Source organism: Serratia sp. szju, from assembly GCF_044594185.1.
In the GTDB taxonomy this organism is placed as follows: Bacteria; Pseudomonadota; Gammaproteobacteria; order Enterobacterales; family Enterobacteriaceae; genus Serratia; species Serratia bockelmannii.
The window spans coordinates 234,206-259,944 of sequence record NZ_CP172576.1 but is presented as its reverse complement, the minus strand read 5'-3'; the positions used below and the strand labels follow the sequence as shown (position 1 = coordinate 259,944).

The 25,739-nt window shown below is 57.5% G+C and carries 24 protein-coding genes; 11 read left to right on the top strand and 13 right to left on the bottom strand.

Going from position 1 to position 25,739, the window contains the following annotated elements; translation table 11 throughout:
• Positions 1-29: 29 nt before the first annotated feature.
• Positions 30-950, bottom strand: coding sequence for a (2E,6E)-farnesyl diphosphate synthase (gene ispA, locus RE418_RS01300; protein ID WP_043135638.1), 921 nt, complete (start codon positions 948-950; stop codon positions 30-32).
• 5 nt (positions 951-955) lie between these two features.
• Complete coding sequence (xseB, locus tag RE418_RS01295) at positions 956-1,219, bottom strand: exodeoxyribonuclease VII small subunit (RefSeq protein WP_025301755.1); 264 nt, start codon at positions 1,217-1,219, stop codon at positions 956-958.
• A 160-nt stretch (positions 1,220-1,379) separates the two neighbouring features.
• Between xseB and thiI the strand changes: the two genes are divergently transcribed.
• Positions 1,380-2,828 (top strand): tRNA uracil 4-sulfurtransferase ThiI, encoded by a 1,449-nt coding sequence (gene thiI / locus RE418_RS01290; RefSeq protein WP_025301756.1) that lies wholly within the window; start codon positions 1,380-1,382, stop codon positions 2,826-2,828.
• 66 nt (positions 2,829-2,894) lie between these two features.
• Here thiI and yajL read toward each other — a convergent pair whose 3' ends face one another.
• Both yajL and panE read right to left on the bottom strand, forming a co-directional pair.
• Positions 2,895-3,485 carry a protein deglycase YajL gene (yajL, locus tag RE418_RS01285; protein WP_043135643.1) on the bottom strand — a complete coding sequence of 197 codons (591 nt, stop codon included), beginning with the start codon at positions 3,483-3,485 and terminating at the stop codon, positions 2,895-2,897.
• Positions 3,448-4,359, bottom strand: coding sequence for a 2-dehydropantoate 2-reductase (gene panE, locus RE418_RS01280; RefSeq protein WP_049295137.1), 912 nt, complete (start codon positions 4,357-4,359; stop codon positions 3,448-3,450). Before panE ends, yajL begins: the two co-directional genes overlap by 38 nt.
• A 182-nt stretch (positions 4,360-4,541) precedes the next feature.
• Here panE and RE418_RS01275 point away from each other — a divergent pair, with 182 nt between their 5' ends.
• Entirely contained in the window at positions 4,542-5,033 is a 492-nt protein-coding gene (locus tag RE418_RS01275; protein WP_025301759.1) for a YajQ family cyclic di-GMP-binding protein, read from the top strand.
• Between the two features lie 34 nt (positions 5,034-5,067).
• Here the strand turns inward: RE418_RS01275 and RE418_RS01270 are convergent, their stop codons facing one another.
• From RE418_RS01270 to RE418_RS01235, 8 genes are all read right to left on the bottom strand, one after another.
• Positions 5,068-6,432 (bottom strand): MFS transporter, encoded by a 1,365-nt coding sequence (locus tag RE418_RS01270; protein WP_025301760.1) that lies wholly within the window; start codon positions 6,430-6,432, stop codon positions 5,068-5,070.
• A 198-nt stretch (positions 6,433-6,630) separates the two neighbouring features.
• Positions 6,631-7,521: a heme o synthase gene (gene cyoE / locus RE418_RS01265; protein WP_025301761.1), complete on the bottom strand. Its 891-nt coding sequence runs from the start codon at positions 7,519-7,521 to the stop codon at positions 6,631-6,633.
• A 17-nt stretch (positions 7,522-7,538) separates the two neighbouring features.
• Entirely contained in the window at positions 7,539-7,877 is a 339-nt protein-coding gene (locus RE418_RS01260) for a cytochrome o ubiquinol oxidase subunit IV (RefSeq protein ID WP_016928864.1), read from the bottom strand.
• Positions 7,877-8,491 carry a cytochrome o ubiquinol oxidase subunit III gene (locus RE418_RS01255; RefSeq protein ID WP_004940367.1) on the bottom strand — a complete coding sequence of 205 codons (615 nt, stop codon included), beginning with the start codon at positions 8,489-8,491 and terminating at the stop codon, positions 7,877-7,879. Before RE418_RS01255 ends, RE418_RS01260 begins: the two co-directional genes overlap by 1 nt.
• Positions 8,481-10,472, bottom strand: coding sequence for a cytochrome o ubiquinol oxidase subunit I (gene cyoB / locus RE418_RS01250; RefSeq protein ID WP_025301762.1), 1,992 nt, complete (start codon positions 10,470-10,472; stop codon positions 8,481-8,483). Before cyoB ends, RE418_RS01255 begins: the two co-directional genes overlap by 11 nt.
• Before the next feature lie 3 nt (positions 10,473-10,475).
• Positions 10,476-11,426 carry a cytochrome o ubiquinol oxidase subunit II gene (gene cyoA, locus RE418_RS01245; RefSeq protein ID WP_025301763.1) on the bottom strand — a complete coding sequence of 317 codons (951 nt, stop codon included), beginning with the start codon at positions 11,424-11,426 and terminating at the stop codon, positions 10,476-10,478.
• Between the two features lie 440 nt (positions 11,427-11,866).
• Complete coding sequence (ampG, locus tag RE418_RS01240; RefSeq protein WP_089180600.1) at positions 11,867-13,345, bottom strand: muropeptide MFS transporter AmpG; 1,479 nt, start codon at positions 13,343-13,345, stop codon at positions 11,867-11,869.
• A gap of 51 nt (positions 13,346-13,396) precedes the next feature.
• Complete coding sequence (locus RE418_RS01235; RefSeq protein ID WP_033634001.1) at positions 13,397-13,975, bottom strand: lipoprotein; 579 nt, start codon at positions 13,973-13,975, stop codon at positions 13,397-13,399.
• A 314-nt stretch (positions 13,976-14,289) separates the two neighbouring features.
• Here RE418_RS01235 and bolA point away from each other — a divergent pair, with 314 nt between their 5' ends.
• From bolA to RE418_RS01190, 9 genes are all read left to right on the top strand, one after another.
• The gene (bolA, locus tag RE418_RS01230; protein WP_004940361.1) at positions 14,290-14,604 is read left to right on the top strand and encodes a transcriptional regulator BolA; all 315 of its coding nucleotides are present in this window, start codon (positions 14,290-14,292) and stop codon (positions 14,602-14,604) included.
• Positions 14,605-14,971: 367 nt separating this feature from the next.
• A complete protein-coding gene (gene tig / locus RE418_RS01225) occupies positions 14,972-16,276 on the top strand; it encodes a trigger factor (protein WP_060447644.1) in 1,305 nt (434 codons plus the stop codon).
• 438 nt (positions 16,277-16,714) lie between these two features.
• Positions 16,715-17,338 carry an ATP-dependent Clp endopeptidase proteolytic subunit ClpP gene (gene clpP / locus RE418_RS01220; protein WP_004940356.1) on the top strand — a complete coding sequence of 208 codons (624 nt, stop codon included), beginning with the start codon at positions 16,715-16,717 and terminating at the stop codon, positions 17,336-17,338.
• Positions 17,339-17,481: 143 nt separating this feature from the next.
• Positions 17,482-18,753: an ATP-dependent protease ATP-binding subunit ClpX gene (gene clpX / locus RE418_RS01215; RefSeq protein WP_004940354.1), complete on the top strand. Its 1,272-nt coding sequence runs from the start codon at positions 17,482-17,484 to the stop codon at positions 18,751-18,753.
• Positions 18,754-18,947: 194 nt separating this feature from the next.
• Positions 18,948-21,302: an endopeptidase La gene (gene lon, locus RE418_RS01210; protein ID WP_025301766.1), complete on the top strand. Its 2,355-nt coding sequence runs from the start codon at positions 18,948-18,950 to the stop codon at positions 21,300-21,302.
• Positions 21,303-21,518: 216 nt separating this feature from the next.
• Positions 21,519-21,791 carry a nucleoid-associated protein HU-beta gene (gene hupB / locus RE418_RS01205; protein WP_004940351.1) on the top strand — a complete coding sequence of 91 codons (273 nt, stop codon included), beginning with the start codon at positions 21,519-21,521 and terminating at the stop codon, positions 21,789-21,791.
• Positions 21,792-21,969: 178 nt separating this feature from the next.
• A complete protein-coding gene (gene ppiD / locus RE418_RS01200) occupies positions 21,970-23,853 on the top strand; it encodes a peptidylprolyl isomerase (protein ID WP_049209308.1) in 1,884 nt (627 codons plus the stop codon).
• A 138-nt stretch (positions 23,854-23,991) separates the two neighbouring features.
• The gene (locus tag RE418_RS01195; RefSeq protein WP_089180601.1) at positions 23,992-24,372 is read left to right on the top strand and encodes a helix-hairpin-helix domain-containing protein; all 381 of its coding nucleotides are present in this window, start codon (positions 23,992-23,994) and stop codon (positions 24,370-24,372) included.
• A 154-nt stretch (positions 24,373-24,526) separates the two neighbouring features.
• Entirely contained in the window at positions 24,527-24,940 is a 414-nt protein-coding gene (locus tag RE418_RS01190; protein WP_025301769.1) for a thioesterase family protein, read from the top strand.
• A gap of 35 nt (positions 24,941-24,975) precedes the next feature.
• Here the strand turns inward: RE418_RS01190 and queC are convergent, their stop codons facing one another.
• Complete coding sequence (queC, locus tag RE418_RS01185; protein ID WP_049206257.1) at positions 24,976-25,674, bottom strand: 7-cyano-7-deazaguanine synthase QueC; 699 nt, start codon at positions 25,672-25,674, stop codon at positions 24,976-24,978.
• Positions 25,675-25,739: the final 65 nt, after the last annotated feature.

The following is a 25,739-nucleotide window of genomic DNA, read 5'->3' as shown; positions in this document are numbered from 1 at the left end:
ACTCATATCAGAGGAGTTAACGTCACACGTTAATTGTCGCGTTCAATAATGAAGCTGGCTAACGCTCGCAATGGCGCTGTGTTATAAGATTGCGCTGCCAAAGTGTCCAATGCAGCTAATGCTTCCTGATAGAGATCCCACGCTTTTGCTTTCGCGCTGTCAAGCCCGAGTAACGCCGGGTAGGTACTCTTTCCGTGTTGTTGGTCCGCTCCCTGGCGCTTGCCGATTTTCTCAGTCTCGCCGACAACGTCCAAAATGTCATCCTGAACCTGGAACGCCAGGCCGACCGCGGCGGCGTAACGATCCAGCTGCGGCAGCGCCGCTCGCCCGGCTTCGCCGGCGCTCAGCGCGCCCAAGCGCACCGCCGCGCGGATCAGCGCGCCGGTTTTGTGGCGGTGGATCTGCTCTAGCGCCTGCAGATCGACGCGCTTGCCTTCGGCTTCCAGATCCAGTGATTGGCCGCCGCACATGCCGGCTACGCCGCTGGCGGTCGCCAGTTCGGAGACCATCGCCAGCCGATCGCGCAACGCCACGTCAGGCATTTCGGCATCGGCCAGGATCGAAAACGCCAGCGTTTGCAGCGCATCGCCGGCCAGGATCGCGTTGGCTTCGCCGAATTTAATGTGGCAGGTCGGCTGGCCGCGGCGCAGATCGTCGTCGTCCATCGCCGGCAGATCGTCGTGGATCAGCGAGTAGGCATGAATGCATTCTACCGCTGCCGCCGGCGCATCCAGGTTGCTCAGCGACACGCCGAACATCTGGCCGGTGGTGTAGACCAGGAATGGCCGCAGGCGCTTGCCGCCCAGCAAGGCGCCGTGACGCATCGCCGCCACCATGTTGCCGTCGTTGAACGGCAGCGGGGCGATGAAGTCCAACAGCGCGCGATCGGCACGCTGGCGGAAAATCTGCATTTGATCGGCAAAAGCGGCCGATGGGGCGATCTCAGACATGTCGGTTACTCGGTATCCGGTGTAAAAGGCGTCAGCGCCGCATCGTCGGCGCTGTCGTTAAGGAGTATCTGCACACGCTGTTCCGCCTGTTGCAGTTTCTGCTGGCCTTGACGCGCCAGCTGTACGCCACGTTCGAACTCGTTCAGCGCGTCTTCCAGCGGCAATTCGCCTGACTCCAGACGCGTCACGATGCTTTCCAGCTCGCCGAGGGCGCTTTCAAAGCTGGCAGTTTGCTCTGTACTGGCTGATTGTGCTGGTTTTTTCGGCATAATTTTCTTTTTACGTCATCATGTGAACCGTGGCGCCAGAGCCTATCCTAGCGGATCTTGATTAGCAAATCATGGCGCTCATGTGTGGTTTTGTGCGCAGAGCACGGCGATATGGTGATATACTCCGCGCCGTAATTCTTATCTGACAACAAAGACCGCCATGAAGTTTATCATTAAATTGTTCCCGGAAATCACCATCAAGAGCCAATCTGTGCGCTTGCGCTTTATCAAGATTCTCTCGACCAATATTCGCAACGTCCTGAAGCAGTATGATGAAACGCTGGCGGTCGTCCGTCACTGGGATCATATCGAAGTTCGCGCCAAAGATGAAAACCAGCGGCCGATCATCGCCGACGCCCTGACGCGCATTCCCGGCATCCACCATATTTTGGAAGTGGAAGACCGCGCTTATACCGACATCCACCACATCTTCGAGCAGACGCTGGAAGCCTACCGCGCCCAGTTGGAAGGCAAAACCTTCTGCGTGCGCGTCAAGCGCCGCGGCAAGCAGGCGTTCAATTCGCAGGACGTGGAGCGCTACGTCGGCGGCGGCCTGAACCAGCATATCGAGAGCGCGCGCGTTAACCTGACCCGCCCGCAGGTCACGGTAAATCTGGAGATTGAAGACGACAAGCTGATGCTGGTCAAACGCCGCCTCGAAGGCATCGGCGGTTACCCGGTCGGCACCCAGGAAGACGTGCTGTCGCTGATTTCCGGCGGTTTCGACTCGGGCGTCTCCAGCTATATGTTGATGCGTCGCGGTTGCCGCGTGCACTTCTGCTTCTTCAACCTGGGCGGCGCCGCGCACGAGATTGGCGTGAAACAGGTGGCGCACTACCTGTGGAACCGTTTTGCCAGCTCGCACAAGGTGCGCTTCGTCGCCATCGATTTCGAACCGGTAGTGGGCGAGATCCTGGAGAAGGTCGACGATGGCCAGATGGGCGTGGTGCTCAAGCGCATGATGGTGCGCGCCGCTTCGCAAGTGGCCGAACGCTACGGCGTGCAGGCGCTGGTGACCGGTGAGGCGCTGGGGCAGGTCTCCAGCCAGACGCTGACCAACCTGCGCTTGATCGACAATGCGTCCGATACCTTGATCCTGCGTCCGCTGATCTCGCACGATAAAGAGCACATCATCAAGCTGGCGCGCGAAATCGGCACTGAAGACTTCGCCAAAACCATGCCGGAATATTGCGGTGTGATTTCGAAGAGCCCGACGGTAAAAGCCGTCAAGGCCAAGATCGAAGAGGAAGAGAGCCACTTCGATTTCAGCATTCTTGACCGCGTGGTGAGCGAGGCGAAGAACGTTGATATCCGCTCTATCGCCGAACAGACGCAGGAACAGGTGACCGAGGTGGAAACCGTCGCGGCCTTCGGCGCCGACGAGGTGATCCTGGATATCCGCTCCAACGACGAGCAGGAAGAGAAACCGCTGCAGCTGGAACAGGTTGAAGTGAAAGCGCTGCCGTTCTACAAGCTGAGCACCCAGTTTGGTAATCTGGACCAGAGCAAAACCTACCTGCTGTACTGCGAGCGCGGCGTGATGAGCCGCCTGCAGGCGCTGTACCTGTTGGAGCAGGGCTTCAACAACGTGAAGGTTTATCGCCCGTAACGCACGGAGCGGCATCAACGAGAAGGGCTGAACCGATGTTCAGCCCTTTTTTTATCGGCAAGCCGCTCAGTCGCGGAAGTCGTACATCCCCGGGATCAGCACCAGCTGCGCGGCGATCTCCGCCGCCTTGGCTTTACCAAGCAGCAGGTCTATCAGCTTCAGCGCGAACTCCATCGCGGTGCCCGGCCCCTGGCTGGTGAGCAGGTTGACGCGGGCGTCGTACACCACGCGGCGCTCCATCCATTTATCCGCCGGTATCTGGTCTTTCAGGCCCGGGAAGCCGGTCATGTTGCCGATCGGGAACAGATCGTGGTGTTGCAGCACCAGCGCCGGCGCCGCGCAGATGGCGGCGACGATGTTGCCCTGCAGATGCATCTGCCGCACCTTCTCCACCAGCAGCGGGCTGTCGCGGAAGCATTCCGCGCCTTTCAGGCCGCCGGGCAGCACGATGGCGTCGAACGGTTCATCGACGATCGCCACCAGCGGCGCGTCGGCCAGCAGCTTGACGCCGCGCGAACAGACGATAGTCAGCTCGCCGTCGCCGGCAACGCTGGCGGTAGTGACTTTTACGCCCGCCCGCACCAGCAGATCGATGGTGGTGACGGCTTCGGTTTCTTCGCTACCAGGTGCCAGGCAGACCAGCGCCGATACGCTCATATTCATTTTCCTTTCGTTTAATCAATTCAAACAGCCGCGCATTCTCCGGCAGCGTGAGGCCGTGGCTGCGCGCGCGGCGCAGCAGGTAACCGGTGATGTAGTCGATCTCGGTGTGCCGCTGGCTGCGGATGTCCTGCAGCATCGACGAAATGTTGTCGGCGGTGCTGTGGATCACGTCCATCACGTATTGCATCAGGCCTTCACAGGAGGTGTGGTAGCCCTCCATCGCCATCACGCTAGCGACTTCACGGCACAGCGTTTCGATCTGTTCCGGGTAACGCTGCAGGTCGCCGTTGCGGCAGCCGTACAGCGCCGTCAGCGGGTTGATCACGCAGTTGACCGCCAGCTTGCGCCAGTTGGCCGAGGCGATATTGTTGTGCCAGGCGACGTCAGGCAGCGCCTGATGCAGCACTTCCGCCAGGTGGCTGAGGTGTTGGGCGGCCGGCGAGGTTGGGCCGATGTGAGTGATGCCGGTGGCGACGTGGATAATGGTGCTGCCTTCGTGGCGCGCAGCGTGGGTGGTGGTGCCCTGCAGGATGGGCTGGCCGTTCGGCGGCAGCTCTTCCTGGGTGCCCATACCGTTGTGCAGCAGCAAAATAGCACAGTGGGGGTTCAGCTTCGGCAGCAGCGCGCTGACCGCGCTGGACACCTGCCAGGCTTTTAGCGTCACCAGCAGCAGCTCGCTTTGCGCAAGATGCTCCGGATCGTTGGTGGGCAAATTGCGATTGAACGAGACGCCTTCCGGCTCTATCACGTTCACTGCGCAAAAAGGCTGTGGCACTCTTAGCCATCCCTGTACATCGTGGCCCTGCTGATACAGCCGGGAGAGCCACAGTTGTCCGAGCGCGCCGCAACCAAGAATGGTTATTTTCATTCAGTCTCCTTGGAAACACGGGAATACCGCTCAATTACCGTGAATTAACTATAGGCTTTATGGCAGCCCGAAGCGCTATCCCTGCGTGCGTTCAGCAGATTTTGTCTGAGGCGGCAAAGCGGTTATCATGCTCGGCATCAAAATCGCCTAAGCTATTAGGCACTCATTCAGGAGGAAGAAGTATGCCATCTTTCGACATCGTTTCCGAAATTGATATGCAGGAAGTGCGTAACGCCGTTGAGAACGCTACCCGCGATCTCGGTACCCGCTGGGATTTTCGCAACGTGCCGGCCAGCTTTGAGCTAAACGAGAAAGACCAAAGCATCAAGGTTGCCACCGAGTCTGATTTCCAGGTGCAACAGCTGCTCGACATTCTGCGCGAAAAGCTGAGCAAGCGCAGCATCGACGGCGCTGCGCTGGAGATCCCGGAAGAGTTTACCCACAGCGGCAAAACCTACAGCGTGGAAGCCAAGCTGAAGCAGGGGATTGAAACCTCTGTGGCGAAGAAAATCGTCAAGCTGATCAAAGACAGCAAGCTGAAGGTGCAGGCGCAGATCCAGGGTGAAGAAGTACGGGTGACCGGCAAGTCACGCGACGATTTGCAGAGCGTGATGGCGCTGGTGCGCGGCGGCGATCTGGGGCAGCCGTTCCAGTTCAAGAACTTCCGCGATTAATCTCTACGGGGCCGGCATTGCCGGCCCTGATTCTTTACAGCGAATTGACCAGCGCTTCCAGCTGACCGCGATTGGTCTGCTTAGTATCCACCTTGACGTAGGCGCTGCGCTCTTCCGGCACGACTATCGCCTCGGCCACACCGGGCTGTGCCTTCAGGCGGCTTTCCAGCGCCGAATCCTTCACCGCCAGTTCCGACAGCGTAATGCGCAGGCTGCTGACATACGGCGGCTCTTTCATGGTGCTGCTGACCAGGAACCAGACTGCGGCCAGCACGGCGCCGGCGATAAACACCAAGCCCGCCCCCTGCAAACCGTACAGCCAGCCTCCGAGGCTGCCGCCGATCGCCACGCCGATAAACTGGCTGGTGGAGTAGACCCCCATCGCGGTGCCCTTGTAGCCGGCCGGTGATTCTTTGCTGATCAGTGAAGGCAGAATGGCTTCCATCACGTTGAAGGCCATGAAGAACAGCTGCACGCCGGCGATGATGCCCCATAGATGAGCGCCGGAGAGCCACAGCAGCACTTCGGCGCAAAACAGCACCGCCACGCAGCCCATAAACACCTGCTTCATGCGGCGATATTTTTCGGCATAGATGATGAACGGCACCACGGCGGCGAACGACACCAGCATGGTCACCAGGTAGACGATCCAGTGCTCGCTGGCCGCCAGCCCGGCTTTCTCCATCGCCAGCGGCAGCGCCACGAAGCTCGACATCAGCAGGATATGCAGGCACATGATGCCGAAGTTGAGCTTCAGCAGGCGCGAGTTGCTCAGCACTTTGCGGAAGCTGCCGCGCACGATGCTGGACTCGCGGTTCAACAGATGGGTGTCGGCGGAAGGTACTACTGCCAGAGTGATGACGATGCCGGCCAGCGCCAGCACGGCGATCATCCAGAACAACGCATGCAGGCCCAAGGCATGGGTGATGATGGGGCCCAGAACCATGGCGATGGCGAAGGTGATACCGAAGCTGACGCCGATGAACGCCATCGCTTTGGTGCGGTTCTGCTCGCGGGTCAGATCGGAGAGCAGCGCCATTACCGCGGCGGCGATGGCGCCGGAGCCTTGCAACGCGCGGCCGAGGATCACGCCCCAGATAGAGTCTGTGACGGCGGCGATCACGCTGCCGAGGGCAAAGATCAGTAGGCCGCCGACGATCAGCGGCTTGCGGCCGATGCGATCGGACACCAGGCCGAACGGGATCTGAAATACCGCCTGTGCCAGGCCGTAAATGCCGATGGCGATGCCGATCAGCGCTTCGCTGGCGCCGTTGAGCGCCATGCCGTAGGTGGTTAGCACCGGCAGTACCATAAACATGCCGAGCATGCGCAGGGAGAATACGGTGCCCAATCCCCAGGTGGCGCGGCGCTCCTGCGGGGTCATTGAATTATCGTTCACATCAAACCTCGGTAAAAACCATGCCATCAGACGTTGCGACAGCGCCTGATGGCATGATTTCTGTAAAGCTGCGTCATTTTAGTGTGCGGGGCAGGGGGGGTAAATCGAATGTTGTTTAACAGATATTACAGTTTGACCGCTTTTCGGCGTGACAAATAAAATGGGCCGCAAAAGCGGCCCATTCACAGATGATTTGGCTTACCAAACGTAGGTCACCAGCGCTTCAGGCGCCGCCGTGGCGCTGAAGTCGATCGACATCATCACGCTCAGCGAGGTGATGGCGACGATGGAGAACACGAACAGTTTACGCGCCCAGACGCTGTCGTTTTCGGTCTTGTAACCGCGCAGCGCCATGCCCAGCCACCATACGCTCACCGCCGCAGCGACGATCAGGTACTTGTAGCCGGCATAACCAACCAGGGTCAGCATCAGCGTGGCGATCATAAATGCCAGGATGTAGACCGTGATGTGGTTCTTGGCGACGGAAATGCCTTTCACCACCGGCAGCACCGGAATGTTGGCCGCCTGGTAATCTTTAAAGCGGAAGATAGCGATCGCATAAGAATGCGGCATCTGCCACAGGCTAAAGATAGCCAGCAGGATCAACGCGCCGGCGTCGAACTCGTTGGTCACCGCGCAGTAGCCGATAACCGGCGGCGCGGCGCCCGACAGGCTGCCGATCAGCGTGCCGTAGACCGAGTGGCGTTTCATGTACAGGCTGTAAACGCCGACATAAACCACGAAGCCCATCACCGCCAGCCACATGGCCAGCGGGTTGGCTGCGATATACAGCAACGCAAAGCCCACAATACCCAAAGCGGTCGCATAAACCAGGGTGACACTCGGCGCGATCAGGCCTTTTACCAGCACCCGATTCTTCGTTCTCTCCATTTTCTTGTCGATGTCGCGGTCGATGTAGTTGTTAAACACACAGCCCGACGCGACCACCAACGAGACACCCACCAGGGTGGCGAGAAACAGGGGATAGTCGATGCTCCCTTTGGAAGCGAGCAGGAATCCCCCGACGACAGAAATTAAATTGCCGAAAATAATTCCTGGTTTAGTGACTTGCAGGTATTGCTTAATCATCACGTGCAGCTCAGCTCTTAATCGACCATCATATTGATGTTGAGGTTGTACATAATCCAGAGTGAACCTACAACAACGATACCGATGATCATAGCGGTGAACAGCAATGCCACCAGGTTCCAGCGCTCTTCCGATGAGGTGTTCATGTGCAGGAAGTAAACCAGGTGAACAATCACCTGGATAACCGCCATACCGACAACAACCGCCAGGATGGTGGAATGAGAGGCGGAGCCGTTCATTACCATCGCAAATGGAATTACCGTCAGGATGATCGACAGGATAAAGCCGATCAGGTATGACTTCACGCTGCCGTGGCTTGCGCCGCCGTGAGAGGTTTCATGGGATGAATGGCTCATTACATAACCCCCAGCAGGTAGACAACGGTAAATACGCAGATCCAGACCACGTCCAGGAAGTGCCAGAACAGGCTCAGGCACATCAGGCGGGTTTTGTTGGTCGCGGTCAGGCCGAACTTGCTCACCTGAATCATCAGCACGATGATCCAAATCAGGCCAGAAGTCACGTGCAGACCGTGGGTGCCGACCAGCGCGAAGAAGCTGGACAGGAACGCGCTGCGATCCGGACCGAAGCCTTCGGCGATCAGGTGATGGAATTCATAGATTTCCATCGCCACGAAGCCCAGACCAAACAGGAAGGTCAGGAACAACCAGGTGTTTACACCGCCAACTTTACCTTTGTTCATGGCGATCATCGCCATGCCGTAGGTGATGGAGCTGAACAACAGCAGGAAAGTTTCGACCAGGACAAACTTCAGGTCGAAGATGTCTTTGCCTGAGGGACCGCCAGCGGTCCCGTTCACCAGGACTGCATAAGTCGCGAACAAGCTCGCAAACAAAATACAGTCGCTCATCAGGTAGATCCAGAATCCGAAGACTTTGGTCTCTCCTGCGTCGTGGTGCCCATGCTCTGCATGGGCTGCGTTATGATTGGTCAGAGTTTCAGTTGACATGGTTCACGCCTGCTTTACGGATTTGTTCGTAGTGTTGGTTCTCAATGCGCTCGATTTCATCAACCTGCACATAGTAGTCAACATCGTGATCGAAGCTCTTGCCGATCCAGACAACGATCATACCGATGAAGCCGGCCAGAGCCATCCACCAGATTTCCCAAATCATTGCGAAACCGAATACCAGGCTGAAGAAGGCGATGATAACGCCGGCGCCGGTGTTCTTAGGCATATGAATCGGTTCGTATTTAGCCGGTTTCTTATACGCTTCGCCTTTTTCTTTCATGTCCCAGAACTCATCACGGTCATGGATCTGTGGCACTACGGCAAAGTTATAGAATGGCGGTGGAGACGAGGTTGACCACTCCAGAGTACGAGCACCCCATGGGTCACCGGTCAGATCGCGGTTCTGTTCGCGGTCACGGATACTGACGAAGATCTGGGTCAGCTGGCACAGGATGCCACAGGCGATCAGCGCCGCACCGCCGGCTGCAACCAGCAGCAGAGGGTGGAACTCAGGGTTGATGTTCTGGCTGATACGACGGGTCATGCCCATAAAGCCCAATGCGTACAGCGGCATGAAGGCGGTGAAGAAGCCGATGATCCAGAACCAGAACGCGCGGATGCCCCATTTTTCGTTCAGCGTGAAGCCGAAGGATTTCGGGAACCAGTAGGTCAGGCCCGCGAAGCAACCGAACACCACGCCGCCGATGATGACGTTGTGGAAGTGAGCGATCAGGAACAGGCTGTTGTGCAGCACGAAGTTCGCGCCCGGTACCGCCAGCAGAACGCCGGTCATACCACCCACGGAGAAGGTGATGATGAAGCCAACGGTCCACAGCATCGCGGAGTTGAGCTTGATACGGCCCTGATACATGGTGAACAGCCAGTTGAAGATTTTCACCCCGGTCGGGATGGAAATGATCATGGTGGCGATACCGAAGAAGGCGTTAACGTTCGCGCCGGACCCCATGGTGAAGAAGTGGTGCAGCCAGACGATGAACGACAGAACGGTAATCGCGATGGTTGCCCATACCAGTGAGGTATAGCCGAACAGGCGTTTTCTGGAGAAGGTTGCGGTGACTTCGGAGAACACGCCGAACACCGGCAGAACCAGGATATACACCTCTGGGTGACCCCAGGCCCAAATCAGGTTGATGTACATCATCATGTTGCCGCCCATATCATTGGTGAAGAAATGGGTGCCCAGATAGCGATCCAGGGTCAGCAGCGCGATGGTGACGGTCAGAATTGGGAAAGAAACGATGATCAGGACGTTAGTACACAGTGCCGCCCAGGTGAACACCGGCATCTTCATCAGAGGCATGCCAGGGGCGCGCATCTTCAGAATGGTGGCGAAGAAGTTCACGCCGGTCAGCAGGGTACCCAGACCGGAAATCTGCAGACTCCAGATCCAGTAATCGACCCCGACGCCAGGACTGTACTCTTTACCCGACAGCGGCGGATACGCCAGCCAACCGGTCTGAGCGAACTCACCGACCCCCAGGGAGATGTTGATCAGCACAACGCCCACCACGAAGAACCAGAAGCTCAGGGAGTTCAGGAACGGGAAGGCAACGTCGCGCGCACCGATTTGCAGCGGCACCACGACGTTCATCAGGCCGACCACGAAAGGCATCGCCATGAAGAAGATCATGATAACGCCGTGCGCGGTGAAGATCTGGTCGTAGTGGTGCGGCGGCAGGAACCCGGCTTCGCCGGCGGACGCCAACGCCTGCTGGCTACGCATCATGATGGCGTCGGCGAAGCCGCGCAGCAGCATGACCATCGCCACGACGATGTACATGATACCAATTTTTTTATGGTCGACCGAAGTCAGCCATTCGCTCCACAGCCACTTCCATTTGCCGAAATAGGTCAGCAGCGCCAGCACTGCCAGGCCCCCGACAATAATTGCGGCTACGGTGACCATGATGATCGGTTCGTGGTACGGAACCGCATCAAGTGTTAATTTTCCCAACATCAGTTATTCCTCGGCTCCGGCGTGAGCAGCATGTTCACCCATGTCCATACCTTGGCTCATGTCCATGCCTTCGTGCGCGCCAGCGCCCTTGTGCATATCCATGTCGCCCATGAATTTGGCAATTGTTTCTTTGAACAAATTCGGTTTGACAGCGGCAAAGTACTCAACCGGGTTGTTTTCACTCGGCTCTGCCAGTTTGTTAAAGTCGTCGGTGGTGTTCAGGTTTTTAGACGATGCCTTCACCTTGGCCACCCACTGATCGAAGTCGCCTTCGGTCGGGGTAACGATCGCGGTGAATTTCATACCGGAGAAGCCTGCGCCGCTGTAGCTGCTGGAGATGCCCTTGTAGGCACCGGCTTCGTTGCCGATCAGGTGCAGTTTGGTCTGCATGCCGGCCATCGCATAAATCTGTCCACCCAACTGCGGGATAAAGAACGAGTTCATTACCGAGTTAGAGGTGATCTTGAATTCGACTGGAACATCTTTCGGGAAAGCCAGCTCATTAACCGTCGCAATGCCTTGTTCCGGGTAGATGAACAGCCATTTCCAGTCGAGCGACACCACTTCGATCGTCATCGGCTTCTTGTCGGTGACAATCGGCTTGAACGGGTCGAGTTCGTGGGTAGTCTTCCAGGTAATGGTGCCAAGGATGGCGATGATAATGATAGGAATGGTCCAGACGACCGCTTCGATCTTGTTGGAGTGGGCCCAGTTCGGACTGTACTTGGCGTCTTTGTTGGAAGCGCGATACTTCCAGGCAAAGGCGAACGCCATGAAGATAACTGGCACCACCACGATCAACATCAACGCGATTGCAGTGATAATCAGTGTCCGTTGCTCAACACCAATTGCTCCTTTGGGATTCATCAAAACCATATCGCAACCACTGAGCAATACAGTGGCTGCGATTAATGACAGCATCCCAATACTTTTATTGTATTTCTTAAGTCTCATCTAACGACCTCAATAACAAAGGCTCAATTGTCGTTTCATGTGTGCGGGCATTTTACGGGAAGGTTGCAGTACTGTAAACATGCTTAAGGGAGTGTCAGCGGCTTGTTGACACTTTCTGTTAAGGGGGTCACAGATGTAACCCTACGTGACAATTTACTAATGACAACAACGCGTTGGCACGCTGAATCGTGACGAGCAGCCCGTATGTTAAGGAAAACTAAAGGTATGATGAATTTGGCGAAGAAATGCGCGGCGGGGAAATACGCAGAAAAGGTTTATTTAATGTAAAATAATTGTGTCTTAAAGGTGAATTTAATTTTATTTCCGAGCGCCGCAGTCGGATAAAAAAATAATTTCCGCGCCGATTATCTTTTTTTAGCGAAATAAATATATCCTCGGATCGTTTTTTTTTCGGCCGGCGAAATCGCCGGCCGGTCAGGTTATGCCAAACGGGTGCGGCGCAACGCCAAGTAATCCAGCGTGCTGCCCATTGCGACGCCGAGCAGGCTCAGCGCGGCGCCGACCTGCAGCAGCCGATCGGCCAACAGCGGTGCCTGTGCCCAGTCCAGCGCATTGGCGATCAGCAACAGCAACCACAGACCCAGCAACGAACAGCCTAGCGCCAGCAAGCGCAGAGCCCAACGGTAAGATTCTGAAAACTCGGTGCGCGGCATAAAGTCGCCATGCTGCTGGGTGTGTTCCAGCGTCTGGCGGCAGATGCCGAGCAACAGCAAGCCCGGCAGGGCGGCGGCGATCGAGAACAGATAGAACAGCGGCCAACCATGGGCTTCGACGAACCAGCCGGCGATCGGGCCGACATAGACGCGTCCTACGGCGGACAACGCCGACAGCAGCGCGAACTGAGTGGCGGAGAACGAGCGGTTGCACAGCGTCATCAGCAGTGCCACGAAGGCCGCGGTGCCCATGCCGCCACACAGGTTTTCGAGGAAGATGGCGCTGCCCATGGTGAGCAGACTCTTGTCGGTCACCGCCAGGATCCAATACCCGAGGTTGGAGACTGCCTGCAGGACGCCGAACAGCATCAGCGCACGGAACAGGCTGAGACGCTGCATCAGCACACCGCCGAACAGGGCGCCGACGATGGTAGCGAACAGGCCGAGGGTTTTGTTCACCAGTCCGACTTCACCGGCGTCGAACCCCACGCCGCGGATCAGGAACGTGGTGCTCAGGCTGCCGGCGAAGGCGTCGCCCATTTTGTACATCACGATCAGCAGCAGGATCAGCCAGGCGTTGTTGCGGCCGAAGAAATCGCGCAGCGGCGCGACGACCGCCTGTTCCATAGTGCGCGGCGCCGGGATGCTTTCGTCCGGCTCCGGCGCCAGCAGCGTGGCCGCCACGCCGATCAGCATCAACCCGGCCATCAGCCAGTAGGTGGCTTGCCAGCCGAAATAGCGATCCGCCAGCCACAGCGCCAGGCCGCCGGAAACCAGCATCGCCAGCCGATAACCCAGTACCGATATCGCCGCACCCGTGCCGCGCTCTTCGGCTTTCAGCAGGTCGGTTTTATAAGCGTCGAACACGATATCTTGCGAGGCGGAGCAGAACGCCACCAGCACCGCCAACGCCGCCAACCACCACAGGTGCTGCGCGGGCTGCATGAAGCCCATCGCCACGATCGCGACCACCAGCAGCATCTGGCTGATCAGCAACCAACCGCGTCGTCGCCCGAGGAACGGCGGGGTATAGCGGTCCATGAACGGCGACCAGAGGAATTTGAAGACGTAGGCCTGGCCCACCAGCGAGAAGATGCCGATGGTTTTCAGATCGATATTTTCGACGGTCATCCAGGCTTGCAGCGTGCCGGAGGTCAATGCCAGCGGCAGACCCGACGCGAAGCCCAGCAGCAGCAGAATGGCGGAGTTACGCTGGGTGAAGATGTTCAGATAGTGTTTCGACATGAGTTCCCTGTCTGTGCCGCCCGATCCGCCGGGCGGCGCAAGGTGCGGTGATTAGCGCGCGTTTTGCTTGATGAAATCGTTGACGCTGGTGTCCTGTGCCATGTCGGCGATCACGTCGCCCAGCACGGAGTTGACGGCGTCGGTGATCTTCTCGTTGGTCGCCGTGAAGGCGCCCTGCACGTTATAGGTCGAGCGGTAATTCTTCACCTGCTTGTTGCCGTTCTTCGCCTGGGCGATGATCGAGATGTCGGCTTTGGTGGTGATGTTGTAGCGCAGGTTGCCTTCGGAGACGTCCGCGTACAGGTTATTGACGACAATCTGCAGCGCCACCGGGCCGTCGGCGCCGATCATGTAGCCGCGTGCGCCCATCTGTTTCTCCAGCACTTCCTGCAGCAGGAAACGCAGATCGCGCGATGGCGTCAGCGTGACCAACTGGCCGTCGCGGTTTACCTTGGCCAGCGCCTGGTCGGTACGCTGATCCGCACCGTTGATGCTGACGGTGATGCCCTGCAGGGTAGGATCCTGCTGCGGCAGAACGATTTTCGGCGTGACGTTCAGGGTGTTGCTGCTGGTTGCGCAGCCGGCCAGCAGCAGGGCGGCCAGCAAAGGAAGACAAAGTTTCTTTAACATGTTTTCTGTCTCATTCTCGATGGATTTAGCAATAATCAGAGTGGGATAGCCGACAACAAATTGCCGACATCATAGCATCGCCGCCGTGCGGTGGAAGCGCGGAAGGCGCCAGAGTGACAAATTTTTACCTGCCGTTGATAAAAACACGCTTTTTTGTCCCGCTCAATCGGATAATCCCCCAAGCGACGGGGATAGCGCTCATCATTTGACCGCAGAAAAGAGAAATTTGTCCCTGCGATGGTCTAAACGGGGGAAAACCGGCTAATATTGAACTAGATGGGCACGGTCCTCTGCCGGTGTTGTAAGGAGATCCTATGATTCGCGAGCAAATAGAAGCAAAGTTAAGGGCGGCGTTTGAGCCCGCGTATCTGGAAGTCGTTGATGAAAGCTATCGTCATAACGTTCCGGCGGGTTCAGAAAGCCATTTCAAAGTGGTATTGGTCAGCGATCGCTTCGTCGGCGAACGTTTTTTGACGCGTCACCGCTCCATCTACGGGGTATTGTCGGAAGAGTTGGCCGATGGCGTACACGCGCTGGCGCTGCACACCTATACGCTCAAGGAGTGGGAAGGGTTGCAGGATACCGTGCCGGCCTCGCCGCCGTGCCGCGGCGCTGGGACGCTGGCCTGAGGGGGAAATTTTCAGGTATCAGTGGAACTTTGCCCTTGAATTAGGGTATTACTACTGACGAATTTTGAAACGGCCTGCGGGCCGTTTCTGTTTTTGACGACGACACGGCCGACGCGCAATGTGGCCAACGTTCGGTCTGTTTTGGCGGCCTTTTGGCGATCGAATCGGCAAAAGTGTGAGTTTTAGCGCGCCTGCGCCGCCTAGCTTTCCTCGACTCGCCACGCATGCGCCGCTATAATGTCGCGTCTTATTTTTCCGGAATGGTTTCGGGACGCTTCTGTCATCAGGGAACTCGGTTCTTATCTGTAGCCGTCCTGGTTCTTGGAACGGAGTTGACCGAGCACTGTGATTTTTTTGAGGTAACAAGATGCAAGTTTCAGTAGAAACCACTCAAGGCCTTGGGCGCCGTCTCTCTATTACTGTACCGGCTGATACTATCAAGCAGGCGGTGAAGAAAGAGCTGATCAACGCAGCGAAAAGCGTGCGTATCGACGGCTTCCGCAAAGGTAAAGTGCCGATGAACATCGTGGAACAGCGTTACGGCGCTTCTGTTCGTCAGGACGTGCTGGGCGAAGCGATGCAGCGCAGCTTCGTTGATGCGATCATCAAAGAAAAGATTAATCCGGCCGGCGCACCAAACTACGTGCCGGGCGAGTACAAAGAAGGTGAAGACTTCACTTTCGCCGTTGAATTCGAAGTGTATCCAGAAGTTGAGCTGAAAGGCCTGGAAAACATCGAAGTTGAAAAACCTGTGGTCGAAGTGAACGACGAAGACGTCGACGCGATGCTGGACACCCTGCGCAAGCAGCAGGCGACCTGGAAAGAAACCGATCGCGCAGCGGAAGCTGAAGATCGCGTGACCGTTGACTTCACCGGTTCTATCGACGGTGAAGAGTTCGAAGGCGGCAAAGCGTCTGACTTCGTGCTGGCAATGGGCCAGGGCCGCATGATCCCAGGCTTCGAAGAAGGTCTGGTCGGTCACAAAGCGGGCGAAGAGTTCTCCATCGACGTGAACTTCCCGGAAGATTACCACGCGGAAAACCTGAAGGGCAAAGCGGCCAAATTCGCTATCGTGCTGAAGAAAGTTGAAGAGCGCGAACTGCCGGAACTGACCGAAGAGTTCATCAAACGTTTCGGCGTGGCGGACGGTTCCGTTGCCGGCCTGCGCACCGAAGTTCGCAAGAACATGGAGCGCGAGCTGAAAGGCGCCGTGCGTAACCGTATCAAGTCTCAGGCGATCGATGGCCTGGTGAGCGCGAACGAAATCGACGTGCCAGTTGCCCTGATCGACGGCGAAATCGACGTACTGCGTCGTCAGGCTGCACAGCGTTTCGGCGGCAACGAGAAGCAAGCGCTGGAACTGCCACGCGAGCTGTTCGAAGAGCAAGCGAAACGCCGCGTAGTGGTTGGCCTGCTGCTGGGCGAAGTGATCAGCACCAACGATCTGAAAGCTGACGAAGACCGCGTGAAGACGCTGATCGAAGAAATGGCTTCTGCCTACGAAGATCCAAGCGAAGTCATCGAGTTCTACAGCAAAAACAAAGAGCTGATGAACAACATGCGCAACGTGGCTCTGGAAGAGCAAGCGGTTGAAGCCCTGCTGGCAAAAGCGAAAGTGACAGAAAAAGCCACTACCTTCAGCGAGCTGATGAACCAGACTCAACAGGCGTAATGCCGGCGTGCCGGGCGCAATGAACGGCGCCCCCGGTTTCGCCTGGCGAACCGGCGCCCGATGAAAAAGCCCGCAACCTCAGGTTGCGGGCTTTTCTTTTTGCCACGTTGCTGATTAATCTCAGGTTAAACGGGGCAATATGCACTATATTTACCCTGTTGCCTGGGGAACTGGCTGGCATGATAACGGTCAGATTAACGGCATCGTTTTCGGCGCGCGGAGAAAATCGGCCTCTGGGCTTGAAATCGCGCCGGGCTCCCCCAATCTGTAAAGAATAATTCTGGGGCTGTTTGCCAAAGTGCGCGGGATGAAATAACCGTCGGGTACGTGTGGCGCGGGTCGAATGCTTGAGCATAGTCATCATGGCCGTTCTCAAGTAGAATCGGCGTATTAGGGTGACACCCTGGCCGCCAAGGCAATTTCTATTAGGAGACGGTAATGTCATACAGTGGCGAACGAGATCAATTTGCACCGAACATGGCGCTGGTGCCGATGGTGGTAGAGCAGACTTCACGCGGGGAGCGTTCTTACGACATCTATTCCCGCCTGCTGAAAGAGCGCATCATTTTCCTGACCGGCCAGGTGGAAGATCACATGGCCAACCTGATCGTGGCGCAAATGCTGTTCCTCGAAGCGGAAAGCCCGGAAAAAGACATTTACCTCTACATCAACTCGCCGGGTGGGGTAATTACCGCGGGCATGTCGATTTACGACACCATGAAGTTCATCAAGCCGGACGTCAGCACCATCTGTATGGGCCAGGCGTGCTCGATGGGCTCCTTCCTGCTGACCGCCGGCGCCAAAGGCAAGCGTTTCTGCCTGCCGAACTCGCGCGTGATGATTCACCAGCCGCTGGGCGGCTACCAGGGCCAGGCGACGGACATCGAAATCCACGCGCGTGAAATCCTCAAGGTGAAAGCGCGCATGAACGAACTGATGGCCGAGCATACTGGCCAGCCGCTGGAGCAGATCGAACGCGACACCGAGCGCGATCGCTTTATGACCGCGGAAGAAGCCGTGGAATACGGCCTGGTTGACGGCATTCTGACACACCGCAGCTAGAACCACGCGGCGCCGATGGACTATAGTAATCAGAGTGGGCAGGGGCTCGCTCTGTTGTAGCCCCTCGGCGTTCCCGATATGAGTTTGGGCGCACTGCCGCCGTGATTTTCCTGCGGGACAAGACTAAAGAAGAGGTTTGACTGATGACAGATAAGCGCAAAGACGGTTCAGGAAAGCTGCTGTACTGCTCTTTTTGCGGCAAAAGCCAGCATGAAGTGCGTAAGCTGATTGCCGGGCCGTCAGTGTATATCTGCGATGAATGTGTCGATCTGTGTAACGACATTATTCGCGAAGAGATTAAAGAAGTTGCCCCGCATCGTGAGCGCAGTGCGCTGCCGACGCCGCATGAAATCCGCCACCACCTGGATGACTACGTCATCGGCCAGGAGCAGGCGAAGAAAGTGCTGGCGGTTGCGGTGTACAACCACTACAAACGCCTGCGCAACGGCGATACCAGCAACGGTATCGAGTTGGGCAAGAGCAACATCTTGCTGATCGGCCCGACCGGCAGCGGTAAAACCCTGCTGGCGGAAACGCTGGCGCGTTTCCTGGACGTGCCGTTCACCATGGCCGACGCCACCACGCTGACCGAAGCCGGTTACGTGGGCGAGGACGTGGAAAATATTATCCAGAAGCTGTTGCAAAAATGTGACTATGACGTGCAAAAAGCGCAGCGCGGCATCGTTTATATCGATGAAATCGATAAGATTTCCCGCAAGTCCGACAACCCGTCGATCACGCGTGACGTCTCGGGTGAAGGCGTGCAGCAGGCGCTGCTGAAGCTGATTGAAGGCACCATCGCCGCGGTTCCGCCGCAGGGCGGGCGCAAGCATCCGCAGCAGGAGTTCCTGCAGGTCGATACCTCCAAGATCCTGTTTATCTGCGGCGGCGCATTTGCCGGCCTGGATAAGGTGATCGGTCAGCGCGTCAACACCGGCTCCGGCATCGGCTTCGGCGCGACCGTCAAGGGCGAGTCCGAGAAGGCGACCGAAGGCGAACTGCTGCTGCAGGCCGAACCGGAAGACCTGATCAAATTCGGGCTGATCCCTGAGTTCATCGGCCGTTTGCCAGTCGTGGCGACCCTGAGCGAACTGAGCGAAGACGCGCTGATTCAGATCCTGAAAGAGCCGAAGAACGCCCTGACCAAGCAGTACCAGGCGCTGTTCAACCTGGAAGGCGTGGAGCTGGAGTTCCGTGACGAAGCGCTGAACGCCATTGCCAAGAAAGCCATGGCGCGCAAAACCGGCGCCCGCGGCCTGCGTTCCATCGTGGAAGGCGCGCTGCTCGACACCATGTACGATCTGCCGTCGATGGACAGCGTAGACAAAGTGGTGATCGACGAGTCGGTGATCGCCGGCCAATCCAAGCCGCTGCTGATTTACGGCAAGCCGGAAGCCCAGGCATCTGGCGAATAATTAGCCAGTCAAACCAGAGCGTTATCAGCAAAATGGGGGATTTCATCCCCCATTTCTTTTTCCTGCATTCTTGCCGTTGAATGTAAGAGATTCATCCCCATATACTCATTAACCAGATTTTATGAAACGTTAGATGCTTGCGTCTCATGAGATTCCCCCTCAACCTGGCGGAAATTAAACTAAGAGAGAGCTCTATGAACCCTGAGCGTTCCGAACGCATTGAAATCCCCGTCCTGCCATTGCGCGACGTGGTGGTTTATCCGCACATGGTGATCCCGTTATTTGTTGGCCGGGAAAAATCGATTCGGTGCCTCGAAGCCGCAATGGATCACGATAAGAAGATCATGCTGGTGGCACAGAAAGAGGCCTCAACGGATGAACCTGGCATTAACGACTTGTTCTCGGTTGGCACCGTAGCGTCGATCCTGCAGATGCTGAAGCTGCCGGACGGCACGGTAAAAGTGCTGGTCGAGGGGCTGCAGCGCGCGCGCATCACTACGCTGTCCGACAGCGGTGAGCATTTCGCCGCGCAGGCGGAATACCTGGAGTCGCCATCGATCGACGAGCGCGAGCAGGAAGTGCTGGTGCGCACCGCGATCAATCAGTTTGAAGGCTATATCAAGCTGAACAAAAAAATCCCGCCGGAGGTGCTGACCTCACTGAACAGCATCGACGACGCCGCGCGCCTGGCGGACACCATCGCCGCCCACATGCCGCTGAAACTCAGCGACAAGCAGTCGGTGCTCGAGATGTCCGACATCACCGAGCGTCTGGAATACCTGATGGCGATGATGGAATCGGAGATCGACCTGCTGCAGGTTGAGAAACGTATCCGCAACCGCGTCAAGAAGCAGATGGAGAAGAGCCAGCGCGAGTACTATCTGAATGAGCAGATGAAGGCGATTCAGAAAGAACTGGGCGAAATGGACGACGCGCCGGACGAGCACGAAGCGCTGAAGCGCAAGATCGATGCGGCGAAAATGCCGAAAGAGGCGCGCGAGAAAACCGAAGCGGAACTGCAAAAGCTGAAGATGATGTCGCCGATGTCGGCGGAAGCGACCGTGGTGCGCGGCTACATCGACTGGATGCTGCAGGTGCCGTGGAATGCGCGCAGCAAGGTGAAAAAAGACCTGAACAAGGCGCAGGAAGTGCTCGATACCGATCACTACGGCCTTGAGCGCGTCAAGGATCGCATCCTCGAGTACCTCGCGGTTCAGAGCCGCGTCAGCAAAATCAAGGGGCCGATCCTGTGTCTGGTGGGGCCACCGGGCGTGGGTAAAACCTCACTGGGGCAGTCGATCGCCAAAGCGACCGGTCGCCAGTACGTGCGCATGGCGCTGGGCGGCGTGCGTGACGAAGCGGAAATCCGCGGTCACCGTCGTACCTACATCGGTTCGATGCCAGGCAAACTGATCCAGAAGATGGCTAAGGTTGGGGTGAAGAACCCGCTGTTCCTGCTGGATGAGATCGACAAGATGTCTTCCGACATGCGCGGCGATCCGGCTTCCGCTCTGCTGGAGGTGCTGGATCCGGAACAGAACGTGGCGTTCAACGACCACTACCTGGAAGTCGATTACGATCTGTCCGACGTGATGTTCGTTGCCACCTCGAACTCGATGAACATTCCTGCGCCGCTGCTGGACCGTATGGAAGTGATCCGCCTGTCGGGTTACACAGAGGACGAGAAGCTCAACATCGCCAAGCAGCACCTGCTGCCGAAGCAGCTTGAGCGCAACGCGCTGAAAAAAGGCGAACTGACGGTCGACGACAGCGCCATCATCGGCATCATTCGCTTCTACACCCGCGAAGCCGGGGTGCGTAGCCTGGAGCGTGAAATCTCCAAGCTGTGCCGTAAAGCGGTGAAAACGTTGCTGATGGACAAGAAGCTCAAGCATATCGAGATCAACGGCGACAACCTGAAGGATTACCTGGGCGTGCAGCGCGTCGATTACGGCCGTGCGGATACCGAAAACCGCGTGGGCGAAGTCACCGGGCTGGCGTGGACGGAAGTGGGCGGCGATCTGCTGACCATCGAAACCGCCTGCGTGCCGGGCAAAGGCAAGCTGACCTACACCGGTTCCCTGGGTGAGGTGATGCAGGAATCGATTCAGGCGGCGCTGACCGTGGTGCGTGCGCGCGCGGAGAAATTGGGCATCAACGCCGATTTCTACGAGAAACGCGACATCCACGTGCACGTGCCGGAAGGGGCGACGCCGAAAGACGGCCCGAGCGCCGGTATCGCGATGTGCACCGCGCTGGTCTCCTGCCTGACCGGCAACCCGGTACGCGCCGATGTGGCGATGACCGGCGAGATCACGCTGCGCGGCCAGGTGTTGCCGATCGGCGGCCTGAAAGAGAAGCTGTTGGCGGCACATCGCGGTGGCATCAAAACCGTGCTGATCCCTTACGAGAACAAGCGCGATCTGGAAGAGATCCCGGACAATGTTATCGCCGATCTGGAGATTCATCCGGTGCAGCGAATCGATGAAGTTTTGAACATTGCGTTGCAAAACCCGGCCTTCGGCGCACTGCCGGTAGCGGCAAAATAGTGACGAATCGCAAAAACCATTGATAAAACTTATACTGGCAAGCCATTTCGGACTTGCCAGTATTTTTTTGTACCGCTAAGTTAGATCTCTGTCGGCCCGCGTTTTGCCACCCAGTCGGTGGCTTGCCAAGGTTCGATGGGATTGATATAACAGCTGCGCTGTCGCAACCGTAGGGATTTTTCGGTGCGACGATAGAATTCTAGAGGGGATGATAGAGTGAATAAGTCACAACTGATCGACAAGATTGCCGCAGGTGCTGATATTTCCAAAGCGGCAGCGGGACGTGCTTTAGACGCAGTAATCGCTTCCGTTACCGACTCTCTGAAAGCAGGGGATGACGTGGCTCTGGTAGGTTTCGGTTCCTTCACCGTGCGTGAACGTTCGGCTCGTACCGGCCGCAACCCGCAGACCGGTAAAGAGATCAAAATCGCGGCAGCCAAAGTACCGGCCTTCCGTGCAGGGAAAGCGCTGAAAGACGCTGTAAACTGATTTAGCGTCTAACCGTTTAGCGTAACAGGGTTTTGTAATAAACAATCACCTGACGCAGCGGTGCTGGTAAGGTAAGATACAAGGCGCATCGGACTGATGCGCTTTTTTTATTTTTGTCGCAGGGAACGCGCCTGCACAAGGGTTGTTAATCCACATCACAGCGGAGTGTTGTCACACTATGATGGACAATTTACGCGCGGCTGCCAATCACGTCGTGCTCAAAATCATCCTGGCCCTGATCATCCTGTCATTCGTTCTGACCGGGGTGGGTAACTACCTGATCGGCGGCTCCGGCGATTATGCTGCGAAAGTAAATGGTCAGACGATCGAACGCGCTCAGCTGGAACAGGCTTTCCAAAGCGAGCGTAGCCGCATGCAGCAGCAACTGGGTGACCAGTTCTCCGCGCTGGCCGGCAACGAAGGCTACATGCAGCAGATGCGCCGTCAGGTGTTGTCCCAGTTGATCGACAACATGCTGCTCGACCAGTACGCCAAGAAACTGGGCCTGACGGTCAGCGACGATCAGATCAAGGACGCCATCCGCAAGGCGCCTTACTTCCAGACCAACGGCCAGTTTGATAACGCCAAATACCTCGACCTGATCGGCCGCATGGGCTACACCGCCGACAATTTCGCGCAGTCGATGCGTCAGCAATTGGTCAATCAGCAGGTGATCCAGGCCTTCGGCGATTCCGGCTTTGTGCTGCCGTCCGAATCGCAAGCCATGGCGGCGTTGGTGCTGCAGGAGCGCGACGTGCGCCTGGCGACCATCGATTTGAAAGCGCTGCAGGCGAAACAGAGCGCCGGCGACGACGAACTGAAGGCGTATTACGATCAGAATAAAAACAGCTTCATCGCTCCGGAGCAGGTGAAGGTGAGCTATATCCCGCTGGACGCCGCGTCCATGCAGGACAAGGTGAAAGTGAGCGAAGAGGACATCAGCGCTTACTATGACCAGCACAAGAGCAGCTATGGCCAGCCGGAGCGTAAAAACTACAGCGTGATCCAGCTGAAAACCGAGGCGGAAGCCAACGCGGCGCTGGACGAGCTGAAGAAGGGTGCCGATTTCGCCACCCTGGCGAAAGAGAAATCCACCGACATCATCTCACGCCGTACCGGCGGTGAGCTGGGTTGGCTGGAGCCGGAAACCACCGCCGACGAGCTGAAACAGGCTAACCTGACCGAGAAAGGGCAGCTGTCCGGCGTGGTGAAATCCTCTGTCGGTTTCCTGATCGTGCGTTTGAACGACATCGAACCTGAGAAACTGAAACCGCTGAGCGAAGTGCATGACGCTATCGCCAAGCAGGTGCAGCAGGAGAAAGCGGTAGACGCGTATTACGCGCTGCAGCAGAAGGTGAGCGAAGCGGCGACCAGCGACAACGAATCACTGGCCTCGGCTGAAGAAGCGGCCGGCGTGAAAGCGGCGCAAAGCGACTGGTTCACCCGCGACAACATTCCCGCCGCGCTGAACTTCAAGCCGGTCGTGCAGGCGATCTTCGATGGCTCGCTGATCGGCGAGAACGGCGCGCCGGGCAGCAACTCTGACGTTATCACCGTAGACGGCGACCGCGCCTTCGTGGTGCGCGTGAGTGGCCACAAGCCGGAAGGCATCGAGCCGTTCGACCAGGTCAAAGACCGCGTGGCAGATCTGGTGAAGCGCAACAAGGCGCTGCAGGCAGCGAAGCTGCAGGGTGAGAAGCTGCTGGTTGAGCTGAAGCAGGGCAAGGGCGACGAGGCGATGAAAGCCGCCGGCCTGAGCTTTGGCGCCGTGCAGAAGATGGCGCGCGCGCCGGAAGACAGCCAGCTGGTGGAGAGCGTGTTCGCGCTGCCGCACCCGCAGGATGGCAAACCGGTGTACGGCATGTCGCAGGATCGCCAGGACAACGTGGTGCTGATCGCACTCGATGCGGTGAAGCCAGGCACGCTGCCGGAAGACGAAATGAAAACCTTCGTCGGCAAGATGGAAGAGGGCGCGACCGGCGTTTCCTTCGATTCGCTGCTGGCGAGCCTGCGTAAAGAAGCCAAAATCAAAATGGGCGCCGCTGAGCAACAGCCGCAGTAATCGCCGCATTTTTCTGCAACGCAGTGCAACAAACAAAGGCCGCTTTCGCGGCCTTTTCCACATCTGATATCCGCCGATTGCTGAATATCCGCCGCCGCGGCAAGGTAGCCGTGCTGTCACACACAAGGAGGATACAGCATGCAACATACAGAGAAAAAAGCGTTATCAGGTTACCGTCATCACGTCAAAGCGGCGCTGACCGCGCTGTTGTTATGCCTCGCGGGGCCAGCCGCCGCGACGGATAAAGCCGATGCGCCGGCGCCGATGCTCTCAACACCGGCGGGCAATGGCGGGCAACAGGTGATGACCAAGGCGGCCGAAGAGACGGCGGTCAGCATCAATCAGGCCACCGCCGAACAGCTCGCAGCGGCTCTGAGCGGTGTCGGTCTGAAGAAGGCGGAAGGCATCGTGCGCTACCGCGAACAGAACGGGCCGTTCACCCAGGTTGAGCAGTTGCAGGAGGTGCCGGGCATCGGGCCGGCGCTGTTCGAGAAGAACCGCACCCGACTGAAAATGTGATCCCGGTCGCGGCTGCGTGGCAAAATGCCGCTGAGGCCGTGACTCCTCTGCTACATTTTACAGGTCTTACCAGTTTGGCGCGTTGACCAAACGGGCGAGGGAGCCTCTGCGGCTCCCTCTTTCTGTAATCACCAGGCAGGAGCGATCGTTCCCTATGCAAACCTTTATCAAAGTTCGCGGTTATCACCTTGATGTTTACCAGCACGTTAACAACGCCCGCTATCTGGAGTTTCTGGAAGAGGCGCGCTGGGAGTGGCTGGAAAACGAGGCCGGGTTCCGCTGGATGACGGAAAACAACATCGCTTTCATCGTGGTGAACATCAATATCAATTACCGCAGCCCGGCAGTATTGGGGGATAAGCTGCGTATCGACAGCCAGATGGTGCAGCTCAACGGCAAGAGCGGGGTGCTGAGCCAAAAGGTGACGCAGGATCCGGCGGGGACGCCGGTGGCCGACGCGCTGCTGACTTTCGTGTGCGTCGATCTGAAAACGCAGCGGGCGCTGCCTATTGAAGGCGAATTGCGCGAGCACCTGGAGGCGCTCACGCTGAAGGAAAACCCGCAGTAAACTCACGGGCGGCAGAGGTTGCCGCCGTCACTGCCTCAGGCCAGAGCGGCCTTCTGTTTCAACGCCGCCATCACTTCCGCCTGGTTGGCCTGGTACTGCATCAGGCCATTGGCGCGCAGGTTGCAGGCAGCGCATTCACCACAGCCGTCACCCTTGATGCCGTTGTAACAGGTCAGCGTATCCTGCCGCACGCGATCCAACTGGTGGTAATAATCCGCCAGCGCCCAGGTCTCGGCCTTGTTCAGCCACATCAGCGGCGTTTCGAAGCGGATATCGCGGGCGATGCCCAGCACCACCGCTTTGTTCAGCGCTTTAACGAACTCGTCGCGGCAATCCGGGTAGCCGGAGAAATCGGTTTCACATACGCCGGTGATCACCGCTTCCGCTTCCACCTGGTAGGCGTAGATCGCCGCCAGCGTCAGGAACAGGATATTGCGGCCCGGCACGAAGGTGCTCGGCAGCGCATTTTTCTGGTTGGGATCGTAGGCGGGAACCGGAATATTGTCGCGCGTCAGGCTGCTGACGGCCAGCTCATTGAGCAGCGTTACGTCCAGCACCTTGTGCGCTTTGGCGCCGAGGGCCACCGACAGCTCTTGAGCCACTTCAATCTCGGCGCGATGGCGCTGGCCATAATCGAACGTGACGCAGTGAACTTCGTCATACTGTTGCAATGCCTGGATCAAGCAGGTCGTGGAGTCTTGTCCACCGCTGAAAACGACAACCGCGCGCTTCATAAAATCACCTTTTTGGACTTTGGCCATTCCCGATACACATTCGGGCGGCAGGATAAAAATTGCGT

Coding starts and splice junctions, on each gene's coding strand:
- panE (WP_049295137.1), bottom strand. CDS start 4,359: ATGAAAATAACCATTCTTGGTTGCGGCGCGCTCGGACAACTGTGGCTC.
- cyoB (WP_025301762.1), bottom strand. CDS start 10,472: ATGTTGGGAAAATTAACACTTGATGCGGTTCCGTACCACGAACCGATC.
- RE418_RS01260 (WP_016928864.1), bottom strand. CDS start 7,877: ATGAGCCATTCATCCCATGAAACCTCTCACGGCGGCGCAAGCCACGGC.
- clpP (WP_004940356.1), top strand. CDS start 16,715: ATGTCATACAGTGGCGAACGAGATCAATTTGCACCGAACATGGCGCTG.
- clpX (WP_004940354.1), top strand. CDS start 17,482: ATGACAGATAAGCGCAAAGACGGTTCAGGAAAGCTGCTGTACTGCTCT.
- RE418_RS01190 (WP_025301769.1), top strand. CDS start 24,527: ATGCAAACCTTTATCAAAGTTCGCGGTTATCACCTTGATGTTTACCAG.
- yajL (WP_043135643.1), bottom strand. CDS start 3,485: ATGAGCGTATCGGCGCTGGTCTGCCTGGCACCTGGTAGCGAAGAAACC.
- RE418_RS01235 (WP_033634001.1), bottom strand. CDS start 13,975: ATGTTAAAGAAACTTTGTCTTCCTTTGCTGGCCGCCCTGCTGCTGGCC.
- ampG (WP_089180600.1), bottom strand. CDS start 13,345: ATGTCGAAACACTATCTGAACATCTTCACCCAGCGTAACTCCGCCATT.
- lon (WP_025301766.1), top strand. CDS start 18,948: ATGAACCCTGAGCGTTCCGAACGCATTGAAATCCCCGTCCTGCCATTG.
- cyoE (WP_025301761.1), bottom strand. CDS start 7,521: ATGATTAAGCAATACCTGCAAGTCACTAAACCAGGAATTATTTTCGGC.
- queC (WP_049206257.1), bottom strand. CDS start 25,674: ATGAAGCGCGCGGTTGTCGTTTTCAGCGGTGGACAAGACTCCACGACC.
- RE418_RS01275 (WP_025301759.1), top strand. CDS start 4,542: ATGCCATCTTTCGACATCGTTTCCGAAATTGATATGCAGGAAGTGCGT.
- ppiD (WP_049209308.1), top strand. CDS start 21,970: ATGATGGACAATTTACGCGCGGCTGCCAATCACGTCGTGCTCAAAATC.
- cyoA (WP_025301763.1), bottom strand. CDS start 11,426: ATGAGACTTAAGAAATACAATAAAAGTATTGGGATGCTGTCATTAATC.
- tig (WP_060447644.1), top strand. CDS start 14,972: ATGCAAGTTTCAGTAGAAACCACTCAAGGCCTTGGGCGCCGTCTCTCT.
- thiI (WP_025301756.1), top strand. CDS start 1,380: ATGAAGTTTATCATTAAATTGTTCCCGGAAATCACCATCAAGAGCCAA.
- ispA (WP_043135638.1), bottom strand. CDS start 950: ATGTCTGAGATCGCCCCATCGGCCGCTTTTGCCGATCAAATGCAGATT.
- RE418_RS01195 (WP_089180601.1), top strand. CDS start 23,992: ATGCAACATACAGAGAAAAAAGCGTTATCAGGTTACCGTCATCACGTC.
- RE418_RS01255 (WP_004940367.1), bottom strand. CDS start 8,491: ATGTCAACTGAAACTCTGACCAATCATAACGCAGCCCATGCAGAGCAT.
- bolA (WP_004940361.1), top strand. CDS start 14,290: ATGATTCGCGAGCAAATAGAAGCAAAGTTAAGGGCGGCGTTTGAGCCC.
- xseB (WP_025301755.1), bottom strand. CDS start 1,219: ATGCCGAAAAAACCAGCACAATCAGCCAGTACAGAGCAAACTGCCAGC.